Origin of the sequence: Thermococcus sp. LS1, assembly GCF_012027395.1 — an archaeon.
Taxonomy (GTDB): domain Archaea; phylum Methanobacteriota_B; class Thermococci; order Thermococcales; family Thermococcaceae; genus Thermococcus.
In genome coordinates this window covers 382,916-406,350 of sequence record NZ_SNUJ01000001.1, presented here as the reverse complement: position 1 = coordinate 406,350, position 23,435 = coordinate 382,916, and the positions used below count along the sequence as shown (strand labels likewise).

At 55.7% G+C, this 23,435-nt stretch carries 39 protein-coding genes; all 39 read right to left on the bottom strand.

The window, feature by feature from the left end; all coding sequences use genetic code 11:
• Positions 1-966, bottom strand: a complete 966-nt coding sequence (locus E3E26_RS02265; protein ID WP_167899718.1) for a respiratory chain complex I subunit 1 family protein — start codon at positions 964-966, stop codon at positions 1-3.
• Positions 963-2,201 carry a nickel-dependent hydrogenase large subunit gene (locus E3E26_RS02260; RefSeq protein ID WP_167899717.1) on the bottom strand — a complete coding sequence of 413 codons (1,239 nt, stop codon included), beginning with the start codon at positions 2,199-2,201 and terminating at the stop codon, positions 963-965. Before E3E26_RS02260 ends, E3E26_RS02265 begins: the two co-directional genes overlap by 4 nt.
• Positions 2,201-2,755 carry an NADH-quinone oxidoreductase subunit C gene (locus E3E26_RS02255; RefSeq protein ID WP_167899716.1) on the bottom strand — a complete coding sequence of 185 codons (555 nt, stop codon included), beginning with the start codon at positions 2,753-2,755 and terminating at the stop codon, positions 2,201-2,203. Before E3E26_RS02255 ends, E3E26_RS02260 begins: the two co-directional genes overlap by 1 nt.
• Positions 2,752-3,198 carry an NADH-quinone oxidoreductase subunit B family protein gene (locus E3E26_RS02250; RefSeq protein WP_167899715.1) on the bottom strand — a complete coding sequence of 149 codons (447 nt, stop codon included), beginning with the start codon at positions 3,196-3,198 and terminating at the stop codon, positions 2,752-2,754. Before E3E26_RS02250 ends, E3E26_RS02255 begins: the two co-directional genes overlap by 4 nt.
• A complete protein-coding gene (locus E3E26_RS02245) occupies positions 3,199-3,552 on the bottom strand; it encodes a hydrogenase (protein WP_167899714.1) in 354 nt (117 codons plus the stop codon).
• Positions 3,549-5,102 (bottom strand): proton-conducting transporter membrane subunit, encoded by a 1,554-nt coding sequence (locus E3E26_RS02240; protein ID WP_167899713.1) that lies wholly within the window; start codon positions 5,100-5,102, stop codon positions 3,549-3,551. Before E3E26_RS02240 ends, E3E26_RS02245 begins: the two co-directional genes overlap by 4 nt.
• Positions 5,099-5,464, bottom strand: a complete 366-nt coding sequence (locus E3E26_RS02235) for a sodium:proton antiporter (protein ID WP_206204299.1) — start codon at positions 5,462-5,464, stop codon at positions 5,099-5,101. Before E3E26_RS02235 ends, E3E26_RS02240 begins: the two co-directional genes overlap by 4 nt.
• Positions 5,457-5,924, bottom strand: a complete 468-nt coding sequence (locus tag E3E26_RS02230) for an MnhB domain-containing protein (protein ID WP_167899712.1) — start codon at positions 5,922-5,924, stop codon at positions 5,457-5,459. Before E3E26_RS02230 ends, E3E26_RS02235 begins: the two co-directional genes overlap by 8 nt.
• Positions 5,921-6,193, bottom strand: coding sequence for a hydrogen gas-evolving membrane-bound hydrogenase subunit E (mbhE, locus tag E3E26_RS02225; protein WP_167899711.1), 273 nt, complete (start codon positions 6,191-6,193; stop codon positions 5,921-5,923). The genes E3E26_RS02230 and mbhE (E3E26_RS02225) overlap by 4 nt, the downstream gene beginning before the upstream one ends.
• The gene (locus E3E26_RS02220; RefSeq protein WP_167899710.1) at positions 6,190-6,453 is read right to left on the bottom strand and encodes a hydrogenase subunit MbhD domain-containing protein; all 264 of its coding nucleotides are present in this window, start codon (positions 6,451-6,453) and stop codon (positions 6,190-6,192) included. Before E3E26_RS02220 ends, mbhE (E3E26_RS02225) begins: the two co-directional genes overlap by 4 nt.
• On the bottom strand, positions 6,450-6,803 hold the full coding sequence (gene mnhG, locus E3E26_RS02215; RefSeq protein ID WP_167899709.1) for a monovalent cation/H(+) antiporter subunit G: 354 nt from the start codon (positions 6,801-6,803) through the stop codon (positions 6,450-6,452). The genes E3E26_RS02220 and mnhG (E3E26_RS02215) overlap by 4 nt, the downstream gene beginning before the upstream one ends.
• The gene (locus tag E3E26_RS02210; RefSeq protein WP_167899708.1) at positions 6,800-7,075 is read right to left on the bottom strand and encodes a cation:proton antiporter; all 276 of its coding nucleotides are present in this window, start codon (positions 7,073-7,075) and stop codon (positions 6,800-6,802) included. The genes mnhG (E3E26_RS02215) and E3E26_RS02210 overlap by 4 nt, the downstream gene beginning before the upstream one ends.
• Positions 7,072-7,575, bottom strand: coding sequence for a Na+/H+ antiporter subunit E (locus E3E26_RS02205; RefSeq protein WP_167899707.1), 504 nt, complete (start codon positions 7,573-7,575; stop codon positions 7,072-7,074). Before E3E26_RS02205 ends, E3E26_RS02210 begins: the two co-directional genes overlap by 4 nt.
• A 241-nt stretch (positions 7,576-7,816) precedes the next feature.
• Positions 7,817-8,242 (bottom strand): 4Fe-4S binding protein, encoded by a 426-nt coding sequence (locus E3E26_RS02200; RefSeq protein WP_167899706.1) that lies wholly within the window; start codon positions 8,240-8,242, stop codon positions 7,817-7,819.
• Positions 8,239-9,228: a respiratory chain complex I subunit 1 family protein gene (locus E3E26_RS02195; RefSeq protein WP_167899705.1), complete on the bottom strand. Its 990-nt coding sequence runs from the start codon at positions 9,226-9,228 to the stop codon at positions 8,239-8,241. Before E3E26_RS02195 ends, E3E26_RS02200 begins: the two co-directional genes overlap by 4 nt.
• Complete coding sequence (locus E3E26_RS02190; protein WP_167899704.1) at positions 9,225-10,520, bottom strand: nickel-dependent hydrogenase large subunit; 1,296 nt, start codon at positions 10,518-10,520, stop codon at positions 9,225-9,227. Before E3E26_RS02190 ends, E3E26_RS02195 begins: the two co-directional genes overlap by 4 nt.
• On the bottom strand, positions 10,517-11,044 hold the full coding sequence (locus E3E26_RS02185) for an NADH-quinone oxidoreductase subunit C (protein ID WP_167899703.1): 528 nt from the start codon (positions 11,042-11,044) through the stop codon (positions 10,517-10,519). Before E3E26_RS02185 ends, E3E26_RS02190 begins: the two co-directional genes overlap by 4 nt.
• Positions 11,041-11,547 carry an NADH-quinone oxidoreductase subunit B family protein gene (locus E3E26_RS02180; RefSeq protein ID WP_167899702.1) on the bottom strand — a complete coding sequence of 169 codons (507 nt, stop codon included), beginning with the start codon at positions 11,545-11,547 and terminating at the stop codon, positions 11,041-11,043. The genes E3E26_RS02185 and E3E26_RS02180 overlap by 4 nt, the downstream gene beginning before the upstream one ends.
• 5 nt (positions 11,548-11,552) lie before the next feature.
• Positions 11,553-11,900 (bottom strand): hydrogenase, encoded by a 348-nt coding sequence (locus tag E3E26_RS02175; RefSeq protein WP_167899701.1) that lies wholly within the window; start codon positions 11,898-11,900, stop codon positions 11,553-11,555.
• Position 11,901: 1 nt separating this feature from the next.
• The gene (locus E3E26_RS02170) at positions 11,902-13,437 is read right to left on the bottom strand and encodes a proton-conducting transporter membrane subunit (RefSeq protein ID WP_167899700.1); all 1,536 of its coding nucleotides are present in this window, start codon (positions 13,435-13,437) and stop codon (positions 11,902-11,904) included.
• Complete coding sequence (locus E3E26_RS02165; RefSeq protein ID WP_167899699.1) at positions 13,434-13,793, bottom strand: NADH-quinone oxidoreductase subunit K; 360 nt, start codon at positions 13,791-13,793, stop codon at positions 13,434-13,436. Before E3E26_RS02165 ends, E3E26_RS02170 begins: the two co-directional genes overlap by 4 nt.
• Positions 13,790-14,236, bottom strand: coding sequence for a Na(+)/H(+) antiporter subunit B (locus E3E26_RS02160; protein ID WP_167900108.1), 447 nt, complete (start codon positions 14,234-14,236; stop codon positions 13,790-13,792). The genes E3E26_RS02165 and E3E26_RS02160 overlap by 4 nt, the downstream gene beginning before the upstream one ends.
• Positions 14,226-14,528 carry a hydrogen gas-evolving membrane-bound hydrogenase subunit E gene (mbhE, locus tag E3E26_RS02155; protein WP_167899698.1) on the bottom strand — a complete coding sequence of 101 codons (303 nt, stop codon included), beginning with the start codon at positions 14,526-14,528 and terminating at the stop codon, positions 14,226-14,228. Before mbhE (E3E26_RS02155) ends, E3E26_RS02160 begins: the two co-directional genes overlap by 11 nt.
• Positions 14,525-14,791 carry a DUF4040 domain-containing protein gene (locus E3E26_RS02150; protein ID WP_167899697.1) on the bottom strand — a complete coding sequence of 89 codons (267 nt, stop codon included), beginning with the start codon at positions 14,789-14,791 and terminating at the stop codon, positions 14,525-14,527. Before E3E26_RS02150 ends, mbhE (E3E26_RS02155) begins: the two co-directional genes overlap by 4 nt.
• A complete protein-coding gene (gene mnhG / locus E3E26_RS02145; RefSeq protein ID WP_167899696.1) occupies positions 14,788-15,162 on the bottom strand; it encodes a monovalent cation/H(+) antiporter subunit G in 375 nt (124 codons plus the stop codon). Before mnhG (E3E26_RS02145) ends, E3E26_RS02150 begins: the two co-directional genes overlap by 4 nt.
• On the bottom strand, positions 15,159-15,422 hold the full coding sequence (locus tag E3E26_RS02140; protein ID WP_167899695.1) for a cation:proton antiporter: 264 nt from the start codon (positions 15,420-15,422) through the stop codon (positions 15,159-15,161). Before E3E26_RS02140 ends, mnhG (E3E26_RS02145) begins: the two co-directional genes overlap by 4 nt.
• Positions 15,419-15,919 (bottom strand): monovalent cation/H+ antiporter subunit E, encoded by a 501-nt coding sequence (locus E3E26_RS02135; RefSeq protein ID WP_167899694.1) that lies wholly within the window; start codon positions 15,917-15,919, stop codon positions 15,419-15,421. The genes E3E26_RS02140 and E3E26_RS02135 overlap by 4 nt, the downstream gene beginning before the upstream one ends.
• A 141-nt stretch (positions 15,920-16,060) precedes the next feature.
• Complete coding sequence (gene mobA, locus E3E26_RS02130; protein ID WP_167899693.1) at positions 16,061-16,648, bottom strand: molybdenum cofactor guanylyltransferase MobA; 588 nt, start codon at positions 16,646-16,648, stop codon at positions 16,061-16,063.
• A gap of 51 nt (positions 16,649-16,699) precedes the next feature.
• Positions 16,700-18,268, bottom strand: coding sequence for a proton-conducting transporter membrane subunit (locus E3E26_RS02125; RefSeq protein WP_167899692.1), 1,569 nt, complete (start codon positions 18,266-18,268; stop codon positions 16,700-16,702).
• A gap of 11 nt (positions 18,269-18,279) precedes the next feature.
• On the bottom strand, positions 18,280-18,765 hold the full coding sequence (locus E3E26_RS02120; protein ID WP_167712068.1) for a Na+/H+ antiporter subunit E: 486 nt from the start codon (positions 18,763-18,765) through the stop codon (positions 18,280-18,282).
• Complete coding sequence (locus tag E3E26_RS02115) at positions 18,762-19,166, bottom strand: Na+/H+ antiporter subunit C (protein WP_012572540.1); 405 nt, start codon at positions 19,164-19,166, stop codon at positions 18,762-18,764. Before E3E26_RS02115 ends, E3E26_RS02120 begins: the two co-directional genes overlap by 4 nt.
• Entirely contained in the window at positions 19,163-19,918 is a 756-nt protein-coding gene (locus E3E26_RS02110; protein WP_167899691.1) for an MnhB domain-containing protein, read from the bottom strand. Before E3E26_RS02110 ends, E3E26_RS02115 begins: the two co-directional genes overlap by 4 nt.
• Positions 19,919-20,173 (bottom strand): hydrogenase subunit MbhD domain-containing protein, encoded by a 255-nt coding sequence (locus tag E3E26_RS02105; protein ID WP_068665210.1) that lies wholly within the window; start codon positions 20,171-20,173, stop codon positions 19,919-19,921.
• Positions 20,166-20,525: a monovalent cation/H(+) antiporter subunit G gene (mnhG, locus tag E3E26_RS02100; protein WP_167899690.1), complete on the bottom strand. Its 360-nt coding sequence runs from the start codon at positions 20,523-20,525 to the stop codon at positions 20,166-20,168. Before mnhG (E3E26_RS02100) ends, E3E26_RS02105 begins: the two co-directional genes overlap by 8 nt.
• Positions 20,522-20,803, bottom strand: a complete 282-nt coding sequence (locus E3E26_RS02095; RefSeq protein ID WP_167899689.1) for a monovalent cation/H+ antiporter complex subunit F — start codon at positions 20,801-20,803, stop codon at positions 20,522-20,524. Before E3E26_RS02095 ends, mnhG (E3E26_RS02100) begins: the two co-directional genes overlap by 4 nt.
• 41 nt (positions 20,804-20,844) lie before the next feature.
• Positions 20,845-21,873, bottom strand: coding sequence for a formate/nitrite transporter family protein (locus E3E26_RS02090; RefSeq protein ID WP_167899688.1), 1,029 nt, complete (start codon positions 21,871-21,873; stop codon positions 20,845-20,847).
• Between the two features lie 5 nt (positions 21,874-21,878).
• Positions 21,879-22,160: a hypothetical protein gene (locus tag E3E26_RS02085; protein WP_167899687.1), complete on the bottom strand. Its 282-nt coding sequence runs from the start codon at positions 22,158-22,160 to the stop codon at positions 21,879-21,881.
• Complete coding sequence (locus E3E26_RS02080; protein ID WP_167899686.1) at positions 22,120-22,941, bottom strand: NADH-quinone oxidoreductase subunit B family protein; 822 nt, start codon at positions 22,939-22,941, stop codon at positions 22,120-22,122. Before E3E26_RS02080 ends, E3E26_RS02085 begins: the two co-directional genes overlap by 41 nt.
• Positions 22,938-23,435 (bottom strand): 4Fe-4S dicluster domain-containing protein, encoded by a 498-nt coding sequence (locus E3E26_RS02075; RefSeq protein ID WP_167899685.1) that lies wholly within the window; start codon positions 23,433-23,435, stop codon positions 22,938-22,940. The genes E3E26_RS02080 and E3E26_RS02075 overlap by 4 nt, the downstream gene beginning before the upstream one ends.

The following is a 23,435-nucleotide window of genomic DNA, read 5'->3' as shown; positions in this document are numbered from 1 at the left end:
TCACACCCCCATCCACACGAGCGCCAGTCCCACCAGCGCCACTATGTTGACATAGATCCAGAATATCCTTGAAGCCTGCTCTATTCTGAACCTCGCGAAGGAAGTTCTGACGAGCGTTATTGCGAGAAGGTAGATGACCATGACCTTGAAGAGGAACCACAGCGCCTCCACTGTGTAGTACGCCCATCCCGTGAGCCCGAGGTTGATGAGGCTATCGAGGGTGAACGGGAGGAACAGTACAACTTCCAATGCAGCCATAGCGAAGCCCCTGACCGCGTCGGAGAGGTAGAAGAGGGCTAGGTTCCTTCCGCTGTACTCGGCGAGCATACCCTCACATATCTCCGTTTCGGCCTCGGCTATGTCGAAGGGCAGCTTTGCCAGCTCCGCCGGAGTCACCACGAGCAGTGCCGCGAAGAGCAGCAGAATTCCTATAGCCGCGAGCGGTTCGGTGAGGCTCCAGACTGGCGTCGTCGCTATCGTGGTTAGGGAGAAGCTCCTGTAAACGAGGGCAAAGCCGACTATTACCGTAGCGAGCGGCATCTCGTAGCTCATCATGAGCACCATTTCCCTCTGCGCTCCTATGGATGAGAACGGGCTTCCGGAGGCAAAGCCGCCTATGGCCATGGTGAGAGACTGGAGGGTGAGCAGGTAGAGGATGACTATCAAATCTCCATAGCCTTCGAGGGGAGCCCTAAGCACTCCGAAGGGTATGTAGAGGAGCAGCGTCATTGAGGAGGCAAACGCTACTATTGGCATGGCATTGAATATCCCTGCCACGGCATTTTCCGGAACGACTGTCTCCTTGAGGAGGAGCTTCCCAACATCCCAGAAGGGCTGCCTTATTGGCGGGCCTATTCTCGACGTCAGCCTGGCGGAGATACGCCTGTCTATACCCTTGTAGACGAGTCCAAGGAAGATTCCGAGGATCGGGAAGGTGAAGGCATATGCCAGGGTCTCGGGGGTCATGCTCCCACCCCCAGCTCTTTCCTAAGCTTCTGGGTTTTTTCGACCGCCTTCCTGTGAAGCGTTGTGGGGTCTATGATTCTGCCACTCTCGTCCCTGACTACCGCCACCCTGTCGTTGCAGCACATACAGGGGTCGATGTAGGCGACAACTATTGGTATGTCCGCCACCTCCGCCCCGAGGAGGAGCGGGCCCCAGGTGTTGATGTTGTTGTAGCTCGGTGCTATGACCTTCCACACGGCTGGACCGTCGCGTTTGCCGTCGTACTTGAAGTAGTGTATCACCTCACCCCTCGGTGCCTCGTGCATCCCTATGGCCTCGCCCTGGGTTTTCCTTATCTTGCTCAGCAGCACGACGTAGTTTGGAATCGCCATTATCTTGCCCTCGGGCATGTTGTCGAGGCAGAACTCGATTATGTCAAGGCTCTGCTCTATCTCGTATATCCTCACCATGGTGATGTCATAGGCGTCTCCCCTTGCTTCGCCGATGATATCCTGGGGAACGATGGCCCTGACGTCGATATCGGCGTAGGCGTCGTAGGGGTTGTCCTGCCTCACATCCACCCTCAGTCCGGCTGCCCTCGCCACGGGGCCAACGACGTTGAGCTTGAGGGCCATCTCCTTCGAGAGCTGGGCGACACCGCGGGTTCTTGCCTTGTAGACCGGGTCGGAGAGGAAAATCTCCTTCATCTCCTCTGTGAAGATTCTGTAGTAGTTTATCGCATCCCTTATGGCCTTCATGTGGCTCTCCTTGATGTCCCTTCTAACGCCCCCTATCATGAAGACGGAGTAGTTTATCCTGTTCCCGGTAAGCAGCTCCAGCAGATCGAGCACCTTTTCCCTGCCCTTCCACGTCCAGAAGAGGAGCGAGTCGAAACCCATCTCGTGTGCTATAACCCCGAGCCAGAGGATGTGGCTGTGTATCCTCTCCAGTTCGCCGATTATCGTCCTGATGTACTGAGCCCTCGGGGGGGCCTCTATTCCCAGAGCTTTTTCGCTCCCTATGACGAACGCGTAGGGGTGAGAGATTGAACAGATTCCGCATATTCTCTCGGAGAGATAAAGGGTCTGGATGGCATTCCTCTTCATGCCCATGTACTCGATTCCCCTGTGGGCGAAGCCCCTCTTGACATCAACTTCGACTATCTTCTCGCCCTCCACCTTAGCCTCAACGCGAATCGGCTCTTTCAGAGCCGGGTGAATCGGCCCGACGGGAACGTAGTAGGTCGTCTTCCCCATCATTCACCCCTCCGTATCTCGTTAACGCTCCTGTGGGTGTGCTTCACCATGTCCTCGACGCCGTACTCGTCCCGTCTCCACGGGTACTTGCCCTCGGGCCAGTCGTCGGGCAGGAAGAGGTGCCTCGTGTTCTTCAGCCCCTCGAACTCGACGCCCAGCATCTCCCGGATTTCTCTCTCGTTGGTCTCAGCACCGGGCATGAGGTCTGTTATCGTCGGCAGAACGAGCTCGCTCTTCGGGAGCTCGAACGTGATGGTAACGCTCAATTCCTTCCACGGCAGCCCGTGGAACAGGCCGAAGGAGTAGACCATCCTGAGAACTTCCCCTCCGGGGTCTTCACCGGTTATGAAGTGCAGGTGGGGATAGTCGATGCCGAATATGGTCTCGACGGCCTTTCTGAAGGTCCCCCTGTCTATTTCAATCCACAGCTCTTGGTAGGTTCTCTTTCTCCTGACACCCATCGTGTACTCCCTTATCTCGTGGGACAGCAGGGCCTCTCCGAGTGTCTCCTTGAGCCTCTTAAGGACTTCTTCCGCGCTGAGGACTTCTCTCATTCCTTCTTCCCCTCCAGTTCTTTCTCCAGCTTCTCTATCTTGAGCCAGGCCTTCACTATGCCGTCTATTATCGCCTCTGGCCTCGGTGGACAGCCCGGAATGTAGACGTCCACAGGGATTATCTCGTCTATCGGTCCCGCTATGTTGTAGGAGTCGTAGAAGACTCCTCCAGTCGTTCCGCAGTTTCCGATGACCACAACGGCCTTCGGGTCAGGCATCTGCTCGTATATGCGCCTCAGCTTGTCGGCGAAGTCCCTTGGAATGGCGCCTGTGACGAGCAGCACATCCGCGTGCCTCGGACTACCCACGAGCTTGATTCCAAAGCGCTCCGCATCGTAGCGCGGTGTTAAGGCTGCGATTATCTCTATATCACAGGCGTTGCAGCTCCCTCCAGATGCGTGGAAAACCCAGAGGGAGCGCTTAAAGCTGGTGAGCTTCCCCATTCACACACCCCCCACGAGGATGAACAGTATAACCGCACCCACCCCGAGATACCAGAGGATGTAGTCCCTCACGTCGCCGCTGTGCATCCTGATGAGAACGGAGTAGTAGCTCTTCAGCGCCTCCACGAAGCCCCAGTAGATGTCTCCGGCACGGACGCGTATCTCCTCCTTCCCAGGCTCCGGGTTGCCGCTGAGGTAGGGCTTGACCTGTTCGGTGTTGGGCTTGTAGCCTCTGTTTCCGCGGGAGTAGATGATGTAGCCTATGATTGCAAAGATCACCAGGAAGGCCAGCCACAGTATCGGGTTCCAGAAGCCCGCGGGGGACTTCAGGGTCAGTTGCTCGAGCCAGTTCATAGGACACCACCCCACGTCTGATACTGGGCGAGGTTCAGCAGCGCGTCAACGGCCGGATAGACCAGTTTGTCGAGCACCAGGTTCGGGAACAGGCCGAAAAGTATACACAGCCCCGCCAGTATCAGCATCGCCACTACCATGGCCTTCGGGACCTCGCGGACATTCTCGTACTTCTCGACCGGCGGGCCGAGGAAGGCCGACGCGAAGACCTTGACGAACGATGCGAGGGTTAAAACGCTGGTCACCAGGGCGAAGACCGCTAACAGCGGGTTGAGCTGATAGGATGTCTCATAGATGAGGAACTTGCTGGCGAAGCCGTTGAAGGGCGGGATTCCTGATATGGCCGCCGCACCGACGATGAAGGCTATCGTCGTGTAGGGCATTTTCCTCGCTAAGCCGCCCATCTCGTTGAGGTTCCTAGTTCCGGTGACGTAGAACAGCGCCCCGGCAGTCATGAGGAGGAGGCTCTTGTAGATGATGTGGTTTATGATGTGGAATATTCCTCCTGCCATCGCGTCCCTTCCGAAGGCTGCGAGCTTGGCCGGGTCGTTGAGAACCGCCAAGCCAACGCCAACGCCGAGGAGCATGTAGCCCGTCTGGGAAATCGCGTGGTAGCTCATCAGTCTCTTGACGTCCTTCTGAACCAGTGCCATGGTAACGCCTATGAACATCGTGAGGACACCGAGGATGCACATTATCCAGCCGACGTTGCTCATGCTGAGGCTTATCTTTCCGAAGAGCGTGAAGCTGATCCTAAATAGGGCGTAGAGGCTCGCGTAAGTCGCCACGAGGAGGGCCGGGTTTATCCCGGACGGAACTTCGGTGTAGGCATCCGGAACCCAGTGATGGGTCGGCACTGAGCCGCACTTCATGGCGAAGGATGTGAAGAGTATTCCAAGGGCTATCATGTCAACCGTGCTGAACCTGATCTGCGTGCTGAGGTAGGCGATGTTCAGGTTTCCGTATTCGCCGTAAAGGAGTCCTATTGAGAAGAGCACCATGAGCGAAGCGATTGCGCTGACTATGAGGTACTTTATTCCAGCCTCGCTGGCCTCTCCCCTGTAGTTCCTGAAGCCAACTAAAGCCGAACCGGCTATGCCGGCTATCTCGAGGAACACGAAGAGGTTGAAGAGGTCGCCTGTGAGCACCATTCCGAGTATTCCGACCTCGAGGAGGAGCAGCAGCGCGTAGTACTTCTCAAGGCCGGTCTCGTTCTTCACGTGGTTGTAGGAGTATAGCGCGCCGATGAACGTCATGAGTGTTGCCGAGAGTGCCATAAAGGCGCCTATGGCGTCAACTTCGAAGATTATCCTTATCGGGACGGAGTAGCCGGAGGGTAGGACAAGCGTTGGTTTGTCTGCTCCAAAGACGTACACCATGAGCCCGCTGTTGAGAATCTGTCTCACGAGGAGGAGCGAGAGTCCAAGCGTTGTGGTGGCGATTATGAGCGCCCATACGGCCGCCGCACTTCCCCTTTTCTTGAACAGTGGAGTTGTGAACGCTCCGAAGAGGGGAACCGCTATCATCAGAGCCGGGAGGTGCTCCATCATCCTCTCAGCCTCCTGGCCTTTGTGACGTCAAGGGTTCCGTAGTGGCGGTATATGTTGACCGCGAAGGCCAGCATGAGGGCTGAAACGGCGACTCCGATGACGATGCTTGTGAGGGTAAGCGCCTGGGGCGTCGGGAGAACCATGTTGTTCACCGCATCCTCGGGTGCCATGGTGTATATCGGCGCGTAGGCGCCTTTGACATAGCCCAAAGCCACCAGGAAGAGGTTGACGGCTCCTTCGAGGATTTCAATACCTATGACCACCTTGATGAGGTTCCGCTTGAAGCCTATCGTGTAGAACCCTATGGCCAGGAGCAGAGCCACGACGACGAAGGGAAGGTTAGCCAGAATCACGTTATTCATCCTTCTTCACCCCCAGCAGAAGGAAGAAAATCAGTATTATGCTAGTCAAACCTGCAAGGACCTTAGTTCCAACGAAGATGTTCATGTAAGTCAGTGTTCCGCCCGTGTTGAGGTAGCCGGGGTTTATTCCGATTGGTGTCGGCTCCCCGAAGAGCGGAAAGCCGCTGTTGGCTATGACGTTCTTGAAGAATGTGTATCCCATGAAACCCAGAGCGGCAGTCCCAAGGAAGCCGAGGGCTCCGATACTTTCAAGACTGCTGAGCGGAACTCTCTTAAAGGCTCTCTTAACGTCATCGTACCTGTTCGCCACTATGAGGAGCGCCAAACCGCTCGCAAAAACCGCTCCGCCCTGGAAGCCACCACCAGGTGTTAAGTGTCCGTGGAGGATTATATAGGCTCCGAAGGTCAGTATCAGCGATGCGAGGAACTTCGTCGTTGTCTTTATTATGACGGTGGTCATGAGCTCACCTCCCTCTTCCTGAGGGCCATCAGGACACCTGCAACTGCCGTGAAGAGAACGGTCGCCTCTCCGAGGGTATCAAAGCCCCTGTAGTCGAAGACTACGCTCGTCACAACGTTGTTGGCCGAGGCCTCCTCCTGGGCGTGCTGGATGAAGTAGGTGTCCATCTCCGTGTGAACAGGCTCCCCGAAGGGCCTCAGACTGATTGCGGCAGCCAGCAGGAAGAGGGTGAACCCGATGAATGCGAAGAGGCCGAGTGACCTTCTCATTCTATCACCTCCTCGTCGGTGGTGTTCTTTATCGCTAGAAGATACATCGCCGTTGTCAGACATGCTCCAACACCGGCCTCCGCTATGGCAACGTCCGGGGCCTGGAGGATGTAGAACTCCAGGGAGAGTATCAGGCTGAAGACGGCCATTGCTATGACTGCCGCAACGAGGTTCTTGAAGCGGACAGCGGCTATTGCGGACACCAGAAGCCCAAAGGCCGCTAATATCTGAACCGCCCAGAAAAGCTCCCCAAAGTTCATAAGCGACCCTCCAGTTCATCGATTACGGCTCCATAGGGTCTTATGCCCGACTTCCTCGCGGCTCTCCCAATCGCATGGGCTCCGACAGGGTTCGTCAGAACGAGGAAGATGACGACAAGGGCCGAATGTATTCCTATCGTTATCCATGCAGGGTCCTTCTGGACCCAGTAGTAGGAGTATATCGAGTAAGTGACCGTCGCGAGCACTATGAAGATGGTTCCGAAGGTGGTGCACTTGGTCGCGGCGTGTATTCTGGTATAAACGTCAGGGAAGCGGAGTATTCCTATGCTGGCCAGCAGGTTGAAGGTAACCCCAATCGCGAGGAAAATTCCTATGGTCCACTCTATCATGCCAACCCCACCCTCTTTTTGACCAGATAACGGGCTATGTAGAGGGTTGCTATGTAACTCAGAATGGCATAGACCAGCGCGACGTCGATGAAGATGGCCTGCCTTGTTATCACGCCGTAGAGAACCATCGCTCCGGCTGTTGTTGTCGTCATGGAGTCCAGAGCAACCGCTCTATCGGGTATCGTTGGTCCTACTAGAAGTCTTATCAGCGTCAGCATCGCCGAGAACAGGAGCAGGGCCAGGGCCCACATGAACATGGCATCGACCGTCATTCTCCAATCCTCCTCGCCCATTTAGGAAGGTATCCACACAGCTCCTCGGGCGTGGGCTTCTCCTTTCCCTTGGGCACGTTTATCCAGTGGACGTAGAAGTTGCCCTCATCATCTATCTCGAGCGTGAAAGTTCCTGGAGTAAGAGTTATTGAGTTGGCGAGAATCGTTTTGCTCTCGTCCCTCGTCAGGCCAGGGGATATCTTGACGATTCCGGGTCTTATCTTGCCCGTTATGACCCTGTAGGCGACGTCAAAGTTGGCCTTGGCCATGGCGAAGAAGAGGGGTCCGATGGCGTAGATTATCATAAGCAGCCATCTCTTCGGGTTGAAGAAGTAGCTCACTTTTTCATCCATGACGTTTCTGGTGGCGTAGCCTATGATGGCTGCTATTACAACTCCCGCAAGAAGCTCCTCAGGGCTCCAAGCAATGACGTTTCCTGAGCCCGCTGTTAGGAGCAGGTAAACGATAAGGGACCACAGGAACGGTGCGGCAAACCCCATTTTCCCACCTCAACTTTAAGTTTTAAACCCGTATCGGGCGTATTTTCCCGAAATCTCAATAGTAACTTGTCAGAATTTTATAAATGCATTTCTAAAACAAATGGTTAATAACCTGAAATTTGACAAATAGAAAGAGAACAACTCTTTACATAAGTCCAAAAAACGGCTCGCTGTAGTATGCTATTGAGTACGGACGTTCAGAAAAGTACATTAACGAATAGGAATAGAGAAATGGAAAGGGTCACTTTGACCCTTCTTTCTTCGCGGCTTCCTTTGCCTTCTTCTGCTCCTCGAGCTTCCTCTTGAGCTCCGCTATCTCGTCCTCCTTGAACCAGCGGAGGTTGTCGTCGTACTTGTCGTAGGTAGCCAGGAGGAACTCGTCGCTCATCTTGATGGCGTTGACGGGGCAGACGTCAGCACACTGCTGGCAGAAGACGCACCTTCCGAGCCAGAAGGTGACCTTCCTGACCTCCGGCACGTACTCTATGACCCCCGCTGGGCAGACCATGACGCAGAGTCTGCAGCCGACGCACTTGTCGACGTCGTAGACGAGCTTGCCCCTGAAGCCCTCTGGGGTCGGCACCGGCTCGGTATTCGGGAACGGGTTCGTGGCCGGCTTCTTGAACAGGTTGCTGAGCACCGTTGACAGGGTCGGTGGAACCTTCATGCTATCACCCCCATGGCGTCTATGGCCAGCAGCAGGGCTCCAACTATGCTCGCCGGCAGGAGCCTCGTCCAGAAGAGGTTCACCGCCTGCGTGATCCTGAGCCTGCCAGTCACTGCTCTGAAGACGCTCATGCTGACGAAGAGCACCGCGAAGACCTTCAGCGTGTGGAAGAGCAGGTCAACTATCATTCCTTCGGTTCCGCTCAGTCCAAGGTACGGTGAGATGCCCCAAGGGAGGAATATTGCTACGACGAGGCTCGCGCTGACGAAGGCCTTTATGGCGTTGGCGAGCTCGAAGAGAGCCAGGTGTCTGCCGCTGTACTCGGCCATGGTTCCCTCTGCAAGCTCCGTCTCTGCCTCCGGGATGTCGAAGTAACCGACTTCTATCTCACTGGCCAGCCAGACCAGGAAGACGAAGAGCAGTATCAGTGTTCCTATGAAGCTCAGCGGCGTTCCGAGCTCCCATATGTTGTGCTCGTAGAAGGTCCCCATGCTGAACGGCTTCGTGACGCCGAACTCGTTGAGGCGCCAGAGGACGGTGAAGAGGCCCAACATCATAGGCGCTTCCCTGGAGACGAGGATTATCATCTCTCTCTGGGCGCCTATCTGGGCGTAGGGAGAGCCGGAGCTGACGGCACCGAGCACTCTGAGGAATCCTATGAGGGTCAGCAGGTAGATGAAGAGTATAACATCACCCTTGGTTCCAAAGAGCGGCTCGAAGCCGAGCGGCGTGTAGGCCAGGAGAGCTATCGAGGTCGCGAGGGCAAGCACGGGGGCCAGCTCGAAGAACTTGTTGGCGTTCCTGGGGATTATTGACTCCTTGCCGACGAGCTTGAGGAAGTCGTAGAACGGCTGGAGCAGCGGCGGGCCCATCCTGCGCTGCATTCTAGCAACTAGCTTCCTGTCTATTCCTCCCCAGAGCAGTGAGGCGAAGGAAACGTAAGCGTAAACCGCTATGAATCCCAGAGTAGCATAGAGCACGTTCATAGTCCACCACCCCTCGGGCAGCCAACACCCACTACTTCGGGTCTGGCCTTGACGTTCGGGTTGATCTCCCTCGTCTTCTCTATCGAGAGCTTGAGGAGGTCCTTCTCGGTGAGAATCCTCTTCTTACCGGTGCTGGCATCTATCACAGCAACCCTGTCGGTACAGCTCAGGCACGGGTCGATTGAAGCTATCGCGACCGGAACGTCCGCAACCTGCTCGCCGACGAGGGCCCTCGCTATGGCGAAGAGGTTCGGGAACGTTGGTTCTCTCATCTTCCACTTCGCCGGAATGTCCTTGCCCTTCTGTCCCTTGACGTAGTGGATGAGCTCTCCGCGCGGAGCCTCGTACCTTCCGATTCCTTCTCCATCGGCCTTCTTGAGCTGGAAGAGGAGTGCATTGTCCTTCGGGACGGCCTTTATCTTGCCCTCGGGCATCTGGTCTAAAGCGCGTTCTATGAGGTCCATGCTCTGCCAGAGCTCACCGACACGGACGACCATCCTGTCGAAAACGTCTCCCTTGATAACTCCAGTGAACTCCTTCGGGGTTATCGGCTTCACGCCGAGGTCGGGGTAAACGCTGAGCTTCTCGTTGTAGCGGACGTCCTTCTTGACACCGCTTCCCCTTGCAGTTGGTCCCTGTGCACTGTACTCTATGGCTATCCTCTTCGGGATGACTCCGGCGTCCCTCAGGCGGGCCTCAACGGTTGGGTCGTAGAGGAATATCTCCTCCACCTTGGGCATGACCTCGTTGCGGTAGTACTCTATCATGTCGAGGATGGCCCTCTTGTGCTTCTCCTCGATGTCCCTCCTGACGCCGCCTATCATGTTGATGGAGTAGTTGACCCTGTTCCCACCTATGGCCTCGAGGATATCCATGACCCTTTCCCTGGCGAGCCAGCTGAGGTGGAGGACGGTGTCGTAGCCTATGGCGTGTGCAACCACACCGAGGTTGAGCAGGTGGGAGTGGATTCTCTCAAGCTCGCCTATGATCACACGGATGTACTCGGCTCTCTCGGGCACTTCTATGCCGGCCATCTCCTCTACGGCCCTTGAGTAGGTGTGGTTGTGGGAGAAGGAGCAGATTCCGCATATCCTCTCCGCTAGGTAGAGTATCTGGATGTAGTTCCTCTTCATGGCGATCCATTCGAGGCCCCTGAGGTTGTAGCCGAGCTTGACGTCGACGTGAATTATCCTCTCGCCGTCGAGGGTGAGTATGAACTTCTCGGGCTCCTCCAGTGCGGGGTGAATTGGTCCAATCGGAATCTTAACCCAGTACTCAAGCTTTCCGTTCATTTCGAGCCCTCCTTCTTAATTTTATAGGGGTGTCCTGCGTTCTTGACCATCTCGGGCTTGATTCCGGTCTCGTCGAGCCTCAGCGGATAGATTCCCTCCGGGAAGTCGTCGGGCAGGAAAAGCCTCCTCGGGTCAGGGATTCCCTCGAAGAACAGTCCGAGGAACTCCTGTATCTCCCTCTCGTAGGGCAGTGAGCTCGGAAAGACGTCGGTAACCGTTGGAAGCTTGGGGTCGTCCTTCGGAGCGCTCGTTCCGATTATGACCGACAGACTCTCGCCCTCTTCCCAGAAGAGCTCCATGTGGTACTTGGCCTCGAGCTTATCTCCGGCGTCCATGCCTATTATGATCGAGAACTGGGCCATGGGGTCGAGCTCTTTGATGAACTTCATGGCGTCCTTGAAGATGCTCCTATCGACCTGGATCCAGATCCTCTTCTTCGGATGGGGCTGCTTGTTCTCGCTAACCACTATCTCTGCCTCTGGAAACCTCTCGCCGAAGACCTTGACGAACTCATCAACGTTCATTCCTTACCCCCCTCTATCTTCTCTATAAGCTTCTGAAGTCCCAGGACAACGCCATAGAGTATCGCTTCCGGCCTCGGCGGGCAGCCCGGAACGAAGACGTCCACGGGTATGTGCTTGTCCAGCGGCGCGTTGGTGAACGGGCTCTCGAAGAACACGCTTCCGCCGGTGGGGCACGCTCCGACCGCGATGACCACCTTTGGATCGGGCGTCTGCTCGTAGACCAGCTTGACCCTCTCGAGGCTCTGGTCGGTTATCGGTCCGGTGACGAGCAGTATGTCGGCGTGCCTCGGCGTTCCTACGAGCTTGACTCCGAAGCGCTCCGCATCGTAGCGCGGCGTTAAAGCGGCGATTATCTCGATGTCACAGCCGTTGCACGAGCCTGAGTTAACGTGAAACACCCAGGGTGAGCGTCCCAGGTACTTGCAGAGCTTCGATATTTTCTTCTCTAGCATCTCGCGCTCTGACGTTCCGTTTGAACCGTTAGCGGGAACCTTAATGGCCATTCATCTCACCCCCACACTATGAGAGCCCCCACGATGAGGGCAACGGTAACGAGCAGGTAGCTGATGTAGTCGCTCAACAGGCCGGTGTGCTCCCTGCGGAAGACGAGGAACATCCTGTGTATGCCTCTGATGAGGCCCCACATGACGTGCCTGCCCGTGACGTATCCCTGGAAGTGCTCGAACTGAGGGATAACTCTGTCAGGGTCTTCACCACTGAGGAATATCTTGGTGCCGTCGCCAGTTCTCCTTGTTCCTGTGCTGGCTTTTTCCGCCCACTTGTAGAGCAGGTAAGAGATGATCAGGCCTATGGCAAAGACGTAAACGAAGTAGAGGGCATCCCAGTAGCCGAACATTTCACGCACCCCCCAGCACGGCTGAGACGTAGGTTCCAACGTTCTCCAGCATCTTCGCCGCCGGAATCATGACCTTCTCGCTTATCGCCCACGGGAAGAGTCCCATGAGGATTATCGCCAGGACTAGGATCATCATGGGTACGAGCATGGCTTTTCCTGGCTCCTTCGCGTTCATAACCTTCTCGCTCGGCCTTCCGAAGAAGGTGAAGAGCACCCTGATGTATGCTGCCGTACAGAAGGCCGTGCCTATGACGGCTATCGCAGCAAGGAACGGGTTGAAGAGCGCCGAGCTCTCGTAGATGAGCCACTTGCTTGCAAAGCCGTTGAGGGGTGGAAGGCCTATTATCGCCGCAGCACCGACGAGGAACGCGAAGCTCGTTACCGGCATCTTTCTGGCTATTCCGCTGAGCTCGTTGAGGTTCTTGGTTCCGAGTTGGTGTATGACCGCTCCCGCGACAAGGAACAGGAGGGCCTTCATGAGGGCGTGGTTGACGGTGTGGTAGATGGCTCCAGCCAAAGCGACCTCGCCGACGTCGCTTCCGTAGGCTGCCAGGCCTATGCCGATTCCGAGGAGGATGTAGCCTATCTGTCCCACGCTCGAGAAGGCGAAGAGGCGCTTCATGTCGGTCTGCACTATAGCCATGGCGTTACCGACTATGAGCGTGAGGCAGGCGAAGAATATGATGATCCACCCAAGGGTTCTGAGGTTTATTCCCATGCCGTAGACGCTGAAGGCAAGCCTCGCTAAGGCGTAGGTTCCGCCTATCTTGATGACCAGTCCGGAGAGCATGGCGCTTATCGAACTTGGTGCCGCTGGGTGGGCATCGGCGAGCCACATGTGGACCGGGACGGCACCGCTCTTGAAGAGCAGTCCTCCGGCTATGAGGCCCAGAGCGACTTTGGCGGTGAATGTTGGGTTGGCAGCTATCTGCTTGGCCAGGTAAGCCATCGTCAGCGTTCCGTACTGGCCGTAGAGGAGGGCTATGCCGAGGAGTATGAACGCGCTCGCGAGTGAGCCGGCGAACATGTACTTTATACCTGCCTCGATGCCCTCCCAGGTGTCGTTCCTGAAGGCGACCAATGCGTAGCTGGCTATGCTCATTATCTCGAGGAAGACGTAGAAGTTGAAGAGGTCGCCGGTTATGGCTATGCCCAGCATTCCAACCTCGAGGAGTAGGATGAGGGCGTAGTACTTCTCCAGTCCGGTGTCGTGCCTCATGTACTCGGTCGAGTAGAGTATAGCCACGAAAGCTATGAAGGCAATCATGAGGGCAACTATCGCACCGAGCAGGTCGACCTCCCAGACTATCCTGATTGGAAAGTCAACTCCCTGCCCGAGCGGGCTCTCCGCGCCGAGGGTGTAAACCATGACCTCCCCCGATTTCCAGACGGTTCTGAAAACCTCCGTCGCCACCCCAAGGGTTAACGCGCTGACGAGGATCGCCCAGAGCTCCCTCGCCTTTCTTCCGGCTAGGCTCACTATGGGCAGCGCGAAGGCTCCGAAGAGCGGGATTGTTATAAGGTACGGGAGCATCATCCTCTCAACCTCCTGAGCTTGTTAACGTCGAGGCTTCCGTAGTGCCTGTAGGCGTTTATCGTGAGGGCCATCGCAAGGGCAAGAACACAGACTCCAATGACTATGCTCGTAAGGGTGAGCGCCTGCGGGATCGGGGCGACCATCGCGGTTTTTACAGTCTCGTAGCCGGTGTATATCGGCGCCGTTGGGAGCTGATCTGCCTCGAGCCTGTAGCCGAGGCTTATCAGGAGGAGGTGAATCCCCGAGTCGATGATGTTCAAGGCCAGGATGAGCTTGATGAGGTTCCTCTTGTACAGGAGGGCGTAGATGCCCATGAAGACCATCAGGAACGCGGTGATGAACTGGAAGGGTATCACTCTCTCCACCTCCTGTAGGCTGCTATTGCAAAGAGCGCACTTATGAGCCCCGTGAAGACCTTAAGGCCAACGGCGAGGTTCATTATCGGCAGGTAGCCAGCTGAGAGGAGAGTTCCTGGCTGGCCGTTGAGAATGGGACCTTCGTGCCACAGCGCGTTGTAGAAGAATGCTACACCCAGACCAAGCATGGCCGCTCCGAGGAAGACTAGGCCTCCGAACCCCTCGAGAACCGAGTAGAGATGGTGGTTGTAGCGCTTCTTCATCTCGCCGAAGCCGAACGCTATGAGGAACAGTATCCCGGCTCCAGCTATCGTCGCTCCTCCCTGGAAACCTCCTCCCGGTGTCAGGTGTCCGTGGGAAACCACGTAGGCGCCGAATATGCCTATGAGCGGTATGGTTGCTCTGGCAGTGGTCTTAACGATGAGACCCATGTCACTCCTCATTCTCATCCCTCCTCCACGGCCTCAGAAGGGCAACTGCACCGGCTATGGCCGTGAAGAGAACGGTGGCCTCTCCGAGGGTATCGTAGCCACGGTAGTCGAAGACGATGTCCGTAACTATGTTGGTTCCACCAACCTCATCCATACCATGCTGGATGTAGTACTCATCAGTGTAGCGGTAGGTCTTCCAGTCCTCACCGCCGAGGCCGAATTTTATCCCGTTCGACGGGCTCGCCACAACGAGGAGAACGCCGAGCAGGAAGAGTAACGCCAGGGTTCCGAAAGCTTTCTTCATGGTCCCTCACGCTCCCATCTCTCCGTTTTGGCTATTCCGTAAACCACTATCGCCGTAACAACTCCCGCTCCGACGGCTGCCTCTGCTATCGCGACGTCCGGGGCGTGGAGCATGTAGAACTCCAAGCTTAGGAGCAGGCTCATGGCAGCAGAGGCAAGAGCTGCGCTCAGCAGGTCCCTGAAGGTTATCGTGAGGTAAGCGCTCATGAGCACGCCGATGAGTATGCCGAACTGGATTATCATGTCAATCGAGAGAACGTTCATGGCTTCTCCCCCCTCAGCTTTTCCTCGTAGGCATCTATGACTGCCTTAGCGGGCTTGTATCCGCTCAGGTGGGCGGCCTTGGCTATTGCATGTGCTCCGGTCGGGTTGGTCAGGAGGAGGGCTATCAGCGCCACGAGGCTGTGGAGGGCCATCTGGAGGTACTTAGGGTCGCCAGTGACGTGGAGCTGGTTAAGGGCGTGAACGATGACGGCTAAAACCGCGAAGATCGTTCCGAAGGTGGTGCACTTCGTCGCGCCGTGCAGTCTGGTGTAAACGTCCGGGAAGCGGTGGAGCGAAAGGCTTCCCAGCAGGTTGAATATTATGTTGATTCCCAGGAACGCGTAAATCAGATAGGTGACGTAATCGGTCATTCCAATCCCCCCTGGAGGTATCTTGCTATCGCGAGGGTTCCGATGTAGCTCAGAAGGGCGTAAACTATCGCGATGTCGATGTATATCGTCCTGTCGTAGGCCGCTCCGAGGAGGATCATGCCGGCCACCACCAGGGTGTTGAGGGTATCAACGCCGACCACTCTGTCCGGAACCGATGGGCCAAAGAACACCCTTAGCAGGGCCATGAATGCTCCTATCATGACTATCAGGGCTGAGTAGAAGAACTCCGGCGCTATCATCTTCCCAACCTCCTCGCCCACTTCTCGAATGAACCCGCTAGAACCTCCGAGCTCTCCGGGTGTGGGTCCGTCACGTTTATCCAGTGGACGTAGAGAGCCTTCTCCTCTGGGCACGCATCTATGGTGAGTGTTCCCGGCGTCAGCGTTATCGAGTTGCTCAGGATGGTGTACTGGGCGTCGTTCTCCAGATCCACGGGGACGCGCACTATTCCTGGTTTTATCCTGCCAGTTATGACACGGTAAGCGACGTCGAAGTTAGCCTTGACCATGCCCCAGAAGAGCGGGCCGATGGAGTATACTATGAAGCCCACCCACTTCACTGGGTTCAGGAAGCGTGACGCTTTCTCTCCGATGACGTTTCTGGTAGCGTAGGCCACGATTGCCGAGAATATAACTCCTGCGATGAGTTCCTCGGTGCTCCACAGCATCCCTTTGCTTCCTGCGGTGAGGACCAACCACAGGATGTAACACCACACGAAGGTTGCAATGAATGCCATATTTCTCCCACCCCAACGCTTGGTTCAAAACACTATTTTACGGTTTTGTTTACCCCCCCTTCTGAGATGTGATTGGATGTTTGCTTTTAAAAGGGTTTTTTGAAGCTTAGAATTGAAAATAAAAGTATGTAACACCCCGTTTTAAACCAAAGGTTCAAGAATACCGAGTTTTTCCAGGTCATCTTTTCTGTTCACGTTGAAAAAGCTTTCCCTCCACTCTATCGGAAGCATCTCTATCGGCAGGTAGCGGGCACTGACTTTTTCTATGGCGTTCCTTATCTTATACTCCCCATAGGATATCTGCTTCTCAAGAACCTTCTGAAAGTCTTTGGAATACGCCGCGTGAAGGGGTTCTATGTACCCATTGCTCCAGCGCGGAACGCAGGTAACCTTTTCACTCTTTTTGAATTCGCGGACTATGTAGTCGATGAACTCCGGGACGAGCGTGGGCATATCTCCTGCAACAACGAAAGAATCCCCGAGGTATAGGGTCGTAAATATTCCTCCAATTGGGCCAACGAGAAGCTCATCAACAAGAACCTGGTAGCCAAAGGTTTTCAGCTTTTCAGCGTTTTCAGGGGAAGCAACAATGACAACTTCGTCTATTTCATTCGCTGACTCAAGTCTCTCAATTGTATGAAGGATTAACGGCTTTCCGTCGATTCTGTACAGAAGTTTGTTTCCACCAAAGCGCTTTGACCTGCCTCCTGCTAGAACCGCTCCGATCAATTCCTTCCCTCCACGTTGGTGCTTTAGTGTGTCTGAAGAATATAAAAAGGATTAAAGGCCCATCTTCAGCTTTGCCGCGTATTCCAGTGCCGTCTGGATGTAGAGCTTGTAGTCCATGGCCTGGCTTACAGCGGGGTTGATGTAGTGTTCGATGATGTATGGTGCGAAGAGTCCAAGCAGCAGGCAGACGACTGCCAGTATCAGCAGAACCCCGCTCATGCTGCCATGCTCCTTGATGGTAGTATTCTCCCTGGGCTTGCCGAGCCAGATCTCCTGGAACACTCTAACGTAAGCCACCAGTGCAATCACAGAGCTCAGCACGAGGACCAGGGCCAGGGCAGGGCTCTCCTCCATGAAGGCGTTGAAGAGCAGTAACTTGCTGAAGAAGACGTTGAATGGCGGGATTCCGACGAGGCTGAGGGTTGCTATGGCCAGGCCGAAAGTGGCAACGGGCATCTGCCTGCCGAGGCCTGCCAGGTCTGAGATGTCCCTTGAGCCGACCGCGTGGATAAAGGCACCCGCCGCGAGGAAGAGGAGGGCCTTGGCGATTGCGTGGTTAATGATGTGGAAAGCCGCTGCCTGAAGTGCCAGCTGGGTTCCAACGCCAACCGCCATCGCCAGATAACCCATGTGCATTACCGTTGAATACGCGATGAGCTTCTTCACGTCGCGCTGGACGTTCATCATAAGGGCACCGAAGAGTGCCGAGACTGCACCGAGGGCTATCAAGATAACGCTGAGGGCGTGGATAACCCCACCGAGCGAACCGCTGACTTCGCCGCTGTAGACGGTGTAGAGGAATCTGATGAGTGCGTAAATTCCGACGTTGACGACTAATCCAGAGAGTACGGCCGAGATTGGGCTCGGCGCTGCTGGGTGGGCTTCCGGAAGCCAGAAGTGGTTCGGGACTATTGCGGCCTTTATGAGGAACGCCCAGGTTGCCAAGGCCAAGGCAACACCTGAAGCTATCGCAATATTGCCGTAGGTGGTGCCCGCTATCGGGAAGCTCAATCCGTGGATTAATGCGCTCAAGTTGGCCATGTTCAATGTTCCAAACGCCCCGTAGAGTACCCCAAGCGCGAGGAAGTACATGGTCGTTCCGAGAGCGCCGATAAAGGCGTACTTCAGACCCGCGCAGATTGAATCGCCCCTGTCCCTGTAGAACATGACGAGGGCGTATGCTGCGATGCTTGTGACTTCTATCATGACGAAGAGGTTGAAGGCGTCGCCCGTGAGGAGAACGCCGAGTAAACCTGCCTCAAGGCCGAGGTAGAGCGTGTAGTACCACTCTAAGCCCTCCTCGTGCTCCAGGTAGCGGTAGCTGTAAATCGCAATGAGGAACATTAGTGCGGCAGTAACCAGGGCGAAGAGGGCGCTCATCCTGTCAACTTCATATATTATTCCCACTGGGGCGGCCCAACCGCCGAAAGTGTAGATTAGAGGTTTGCTGGAGTTATAAACTTGCCTGAAAAGCTCGTAGGAGGCGAGTAAAGTCAAGCCCGTGCCTATTAGGGCGTAAGCTTGAGTCACCTTCCTGTTGCCCTTGACTATTATTGACGTGAGCGGGAGAGCAAAGGCGAAGAGTATTGGTATCACGGGGGTGAGTCCCACGATGTCCATTTTTCACCACCTCACTCGAATATTTTCTTCGCGTATTTCTCAAAGTCGGCGGAGATTTCACTTCTAGCTTCTTCTGGGTCTTCCGTGCTAGTGTCAATCCAGTTCACGTAGAGGTAGTTCTCGTCCATGTCCACCACGACCGTTCCGGGCGTGTTGGTTATGGAGTTCGCCACGAGGGTCTTGGCGTACTCGGTCTTCACGTCGATAGGCACTTTGACTATTCCGGGCTCGACGTTTCCTGTAATGATTCTGAGCATCACGTCAATGTGGCTTTTGACTTCGGCGACCAGCATGTACCAGAGGAAGTAAGCGCCAAGCCAGAGCCACCTGGCCGGATTCAGCGCTTTAGCGTCGTTCTTCACGAGGAACTTGCCCGCTAGCAGTCCTACGGCGATTGCGACGATGGCTCCGGTTGCCAAATCGTAGGGCGTTGCGGAGCCAGTGAACAGGATGTAGGTAATGAACGCGAGCAGTGCGGTGGGAATCACACCCCTCATATCTTCTCACCCTCCAGCGGCGATGAGCGTTTTACACCTATTTCCCTCGCGTCGAGCGTGCCATAGAGCCTGTAAATCTGAACGATTGCGAAGGCTATCAGCACGTTGACAGCCATTCCAATGACGACGGCGGTGATTACCAGCGCCTGGGGGAGAGGGTCAACCGCGGCGCTCAGGAAGCTCCCTAGTGCGCTCTTCTCAAGGCTCGGGAGGATCGGGGGAGCCGTCGGATAGGTCAGGCGGTAGCCGAGCATGACCACGAGCAGGTTCGCGGTGTCACCGATGATAGTCAGTGCTATGAGCTTCTTGACGAGGTTGGGCCTTCTGGCAATTCCGTAGAGGCCGATGAGCAGTGTCGTCATGAGTGAAATTACCACGAGGCTCCAGAGGAAGCCTATCATCTCCTCACCCCCAGGATTTTCTTGAATTTCTCCTCTGGAATCGCCAGGAGGAGGAACACTGCTGTAAAGCCAGCCCCAACTGCGAGGAACTCGAAGAAGTTGTAGTAAATCAGCGAACCGCCAATGAGCTGGCCGTTGATCTCTGCAGGGAATATCGGCTGGTTCTGCATTATGTAGCTCCCGCTGAGGAGTGGAACTAACGCCACTAACGCTATTCCTAGGAGTCCGATAGAACGCAGGATTAACGCCCTGGTCTTGTCTAAGCCATTCTTTTCGAGGGCATACTTAGAGTAAGCTGCGATTATCAGCAATGGAGCAACTGCTAAAGCTGAACCACCCTGGAAGCCACCACCGGGCGTTAAGTGACCGTGCAGGGCTATCGAAGCCGAAACGGCGAGGATCATCGCAACGATAACCTTTGTAACCGTCCTAATCGGCAGGGGGAGTGGTTCCACCTGCGTTGACTCTGTTTTAACTTCTTTCTCCTGCTCCTTGGTGAGCCTGAAGACGGTCAGGCTGCCTATTATTGCGAGGAAGAACACTGCAGTCTCGAAGAGCGTGTCAATGCCACGGTAGTCCCAGAGGATTGAGGTGATAACCTCCGGGCTCTTGGCCGAGTAATCTCCGAAATAGCTGTTTTCGAGGTAGAACTCACCGAGGGGTTTGACGTCCTCTGGCTGGGGGACTTGGAAGACGTAGGCCAGCGTGATGACCGCGGTGAGCAGGAGGATGAGCGTGACCAAGCGCTTCATTCACACCACCTCGTACCTTTCGGTCTTGCTTATCACGAAGACGAGCAGGGCAGAGTAGATTCCTACTGCTATGGCAACATATGCTAGGACGATGTCCGGCGCCATTAGGATGTAGAAGGCTATGGCGTAAGCTATTGCCTGTACGGCGGAAAATCCGACCGCCTTGAGCAGGTCCTTCTCTGTGATGGCCAGATAGGAGAAGACCATGCCGAGGACTGCGACGGTGGCTAAGATCAGCAGGTGGATTTCAATCATTGCCCCTCACCTCTGCCAGATGGTCGACCTTTGGCTTCCACTCCACGAGCTTGACCTTATGGGCAGCGTAGGCTAGTGCAGTAGCTCCCGCTGGCGCTGCGAGGAGGACGATTATCCCCGTGATGAAGCTGGCCCCAGCTATGGCGTACCTGTGGGGGAGGAAGTCCGCACCGAGGGCAAGCAGGGCAACGCCAAAGAGGGGAACCACCGCTCCGCCAATCGTTCCAACTGTTGCAGCGTGCAGTCTGACGTAGAAGTTGGGGAAGCGGAGTAAGCCTATAGCTCCGAAGAGGTCGCAGATGCCGCCGATGATTATCATGACTGCTCCAATGTAGAAGAGTATCTCGCTCATGCTCCCACCTCCCCCCTAGCCAAGTGCTTGGCGACGTAGATGTCCAGCAGGTAGGCCCAGAGGGTGAGTGTTATTGCGCCGCTTACGAGGAAGGTGGACTTGAAGTAGACTGCCAGGATGGCCATAAAGGCTGCGATATCAAAGCTCATACAGTCCACTGCGAGGATAACATCTGGAATACTTGGCCCTTTAAAGGCCCTAACGGCATAGATGACGAACGCGGCTATGTAAAGGGGAATGATGAGCTTCATGAGCGTCATGAACGTGCTTTCGAGCATTTTTCTCACCTCTCACGATGGATGGAAAAAGGAAAAAGTCGTCAGGCCAGCCTGGCCTTCTTGTAGAGGACGAAGGCACCGCCGATGTAGTAGGCTGAGAGCACCAGCGGGACGAGGTACATGGCACCCTTGCCAAGGGCCTGGTCGAGGGCTATGCCGATTCCTGCGGGGATGAGGGTCGCGACGACCCAGAAGGCCATGAAGACGACGAAGAAGTCGATGATTTCCTTGATCATCCTGTCCGTGGTCAGCTCTGGGTGGCTGAGGTACCAGTAGTAGAAGGCCACGAAGAGGAAGCCACCGACGGCGTTACCGAAGGTTACTGGGATTATGTTGTGGAAGAACTGGGTCCAGGTTATGGCGTAGTCGCTGAGGAGTATGCCAGTTGGAATGGCCCACATGTTGGCTATGGCGTGCTCGAAGCCTATGGCAACGAAGGCGAAGATTGGGAACCATATGGCAAGTATCTTGCCGGCACCGTCCTGAACTCTGGCTGACTGCCATATTGCGACGTTGACGAGCCAGTTACAGCCGATACCGAGGAAGAACAACGCCAGTATGTCCTTCGAGACCTTGCCGGTGGCTATGCCTACCGTGACCTGGCCGAAGGTGTTCGGGTCCCCAACGTGGCCGAAGAGTCCGGTGAGCGGAACGGCCAGGAGCGCGAGGAATATCGAGCCTATGAAGTTTCCACCGTAGCTTCCGAACCAGTTGTAGAGGACGCATTTGAAGTCGGCGTAGCCCTTCGCTTTGGCCGAGCTGAGGAACTGAACGTTTCCTGTCCAGAGGTCGGCTCCCGCTAAGATGACGGCTATGAGGCCGACCGGGAAGACTGCACCGAGGAGTATCTTAAAGGCGGATATGTTACCGGTGTCTGGGAAGAGCTTCGGGCTGTAGCCAGCCGCTGCAACCACCGCCAGGAGGAATCCGAAGGCGATAAAGGCCCCCGCCATGAAGCCGGCGAAGAGCAGCCTACCCGGGGTCGTCTTGAACTTGGGGGTGGCCTTCTTCGCCACGGCCTCAAATGTCGTGTCTACTCCATACAGGATTTTTTCCTTTGTCTCAGCCATCCAATTCACCTCCTCTCTATTTTGAGCCTTTCATTCTCCCTAAGGCCCCGGAGGGCCTCCAAGATGAGCCGCCTATCCCCCTCATCCAGCTCTTCGAAGGGAATCAGGGGAGCATCGGCGAGCGTGAAGTATGACCGTTCGAAGGATTTTCTAAGCAGGTGGGCTGTTCTGGGGCTTATCTCCCCGACTATTTCCTTCACCTCGAAGTCTCCCTCCGTGTGGGAGAGAGCACCCGCGAGGTAGCTCTTAAACCCAATATACGAACTCTTTACCAGCATCCAGGGCATCCCTGACCCTCCAGTACTCTCTTTCGAGGAGCGCCATACAGAAGCCCAGTCTAACGTCCCCGCATTTGGCGGCGTAGTCCTTGACGAGCCTGGCCAGCTCCTCCCTGGGATTCTCGCTCTTCTCGGCCTCTTTAACGAGCCCCATGAAATCCTCGAGGATCTTTTCCCTGTCGAGGTATCCCACGAGGTGCCTGAGCCTCTCCATAAGGGTCAGCCTGATGCGCTCCTCCAGCGGCCCCTCTGGGAGCTTGAAGGGAACCAGCTCATCGCTGTACTCCTGATAGCTGAGCTTCTTCTCGACGAGTCCCACGAGCTGTGCTATGCCGTAGATTATCTCCTCCGGCCTCGGTGGGCAGCCGGGGATGTAGATGACCGGACCGACCTTCTCGCCCTCGTCCCTCAAGTCAGCGATGAGCTCTGCTATACCTCCCCTCCGTGGATACTCTCTTCCCTCCCTGCCGCTCTCGGGCCTTCTGTAGACTGGATAGCCGTTGTAGAATATCCCTCCGCTGCAGGTGCACGTTCCGACGGCGACTATCACCCTTGGCTCCGGCGGCATCGCCTTTATGGTCTCCTTGGCGCCGTAGTAGGCCTGTCTCGTGAGCGGACCTGAGACGAGGAGTGCATGGGCATGTCTTGGTGAGCCAACTAGCTTGATTCCAAAGCGCTCGACGTCGTAGAACGGTGTAAGCACGTCGATTATCTCGATGTCACAGCCGTTGCACGAGCCGGTGTTGAGGTGGAAGACCCATATGGAGCGGAGCTTCGGCTTTCTGCTCATAGAACCACCTCCTTGCTGGCTTCTATGGCTCCATCAACTGTCCCTTTCCTCCTGCAGTCCCTGCAGAGCCAGACCTTCTCTTCCAGAGCCTCCTCCTCGATGATCTCCTCGGGGAGAATCTGGAGGGCCTTCCTCACCTGCCTCTCAGTGAAGTCGGCGTACCTGCCGCAGTTCTTGCATTTCACGAGCTTGAGCCTAACAACCTCCACGTGGTCCATCCTGTCGGGTGAAGCGGCCTCGAAGAGGTTCGTGAGCTTGATCGCTCCGGTGGGGCAGACCTCCTCACAGCGCGCACAGCGGATGCATCGTCCAATATCAAGGACGATTTCCCTAACTCCTCTGTCGTAGTTGTCTATCCTGAGGAGTGCATCTGGCGGACAGGCGTTAACGCAGGCACCGCAACCTATGCAGAGGGTCGCGTCTATCTGTGGAATTCCCCTGTACTCCGGAGGAGCTTCAAGCTTCACGAAGGGGTACTTCAGCGTCACGGCCAT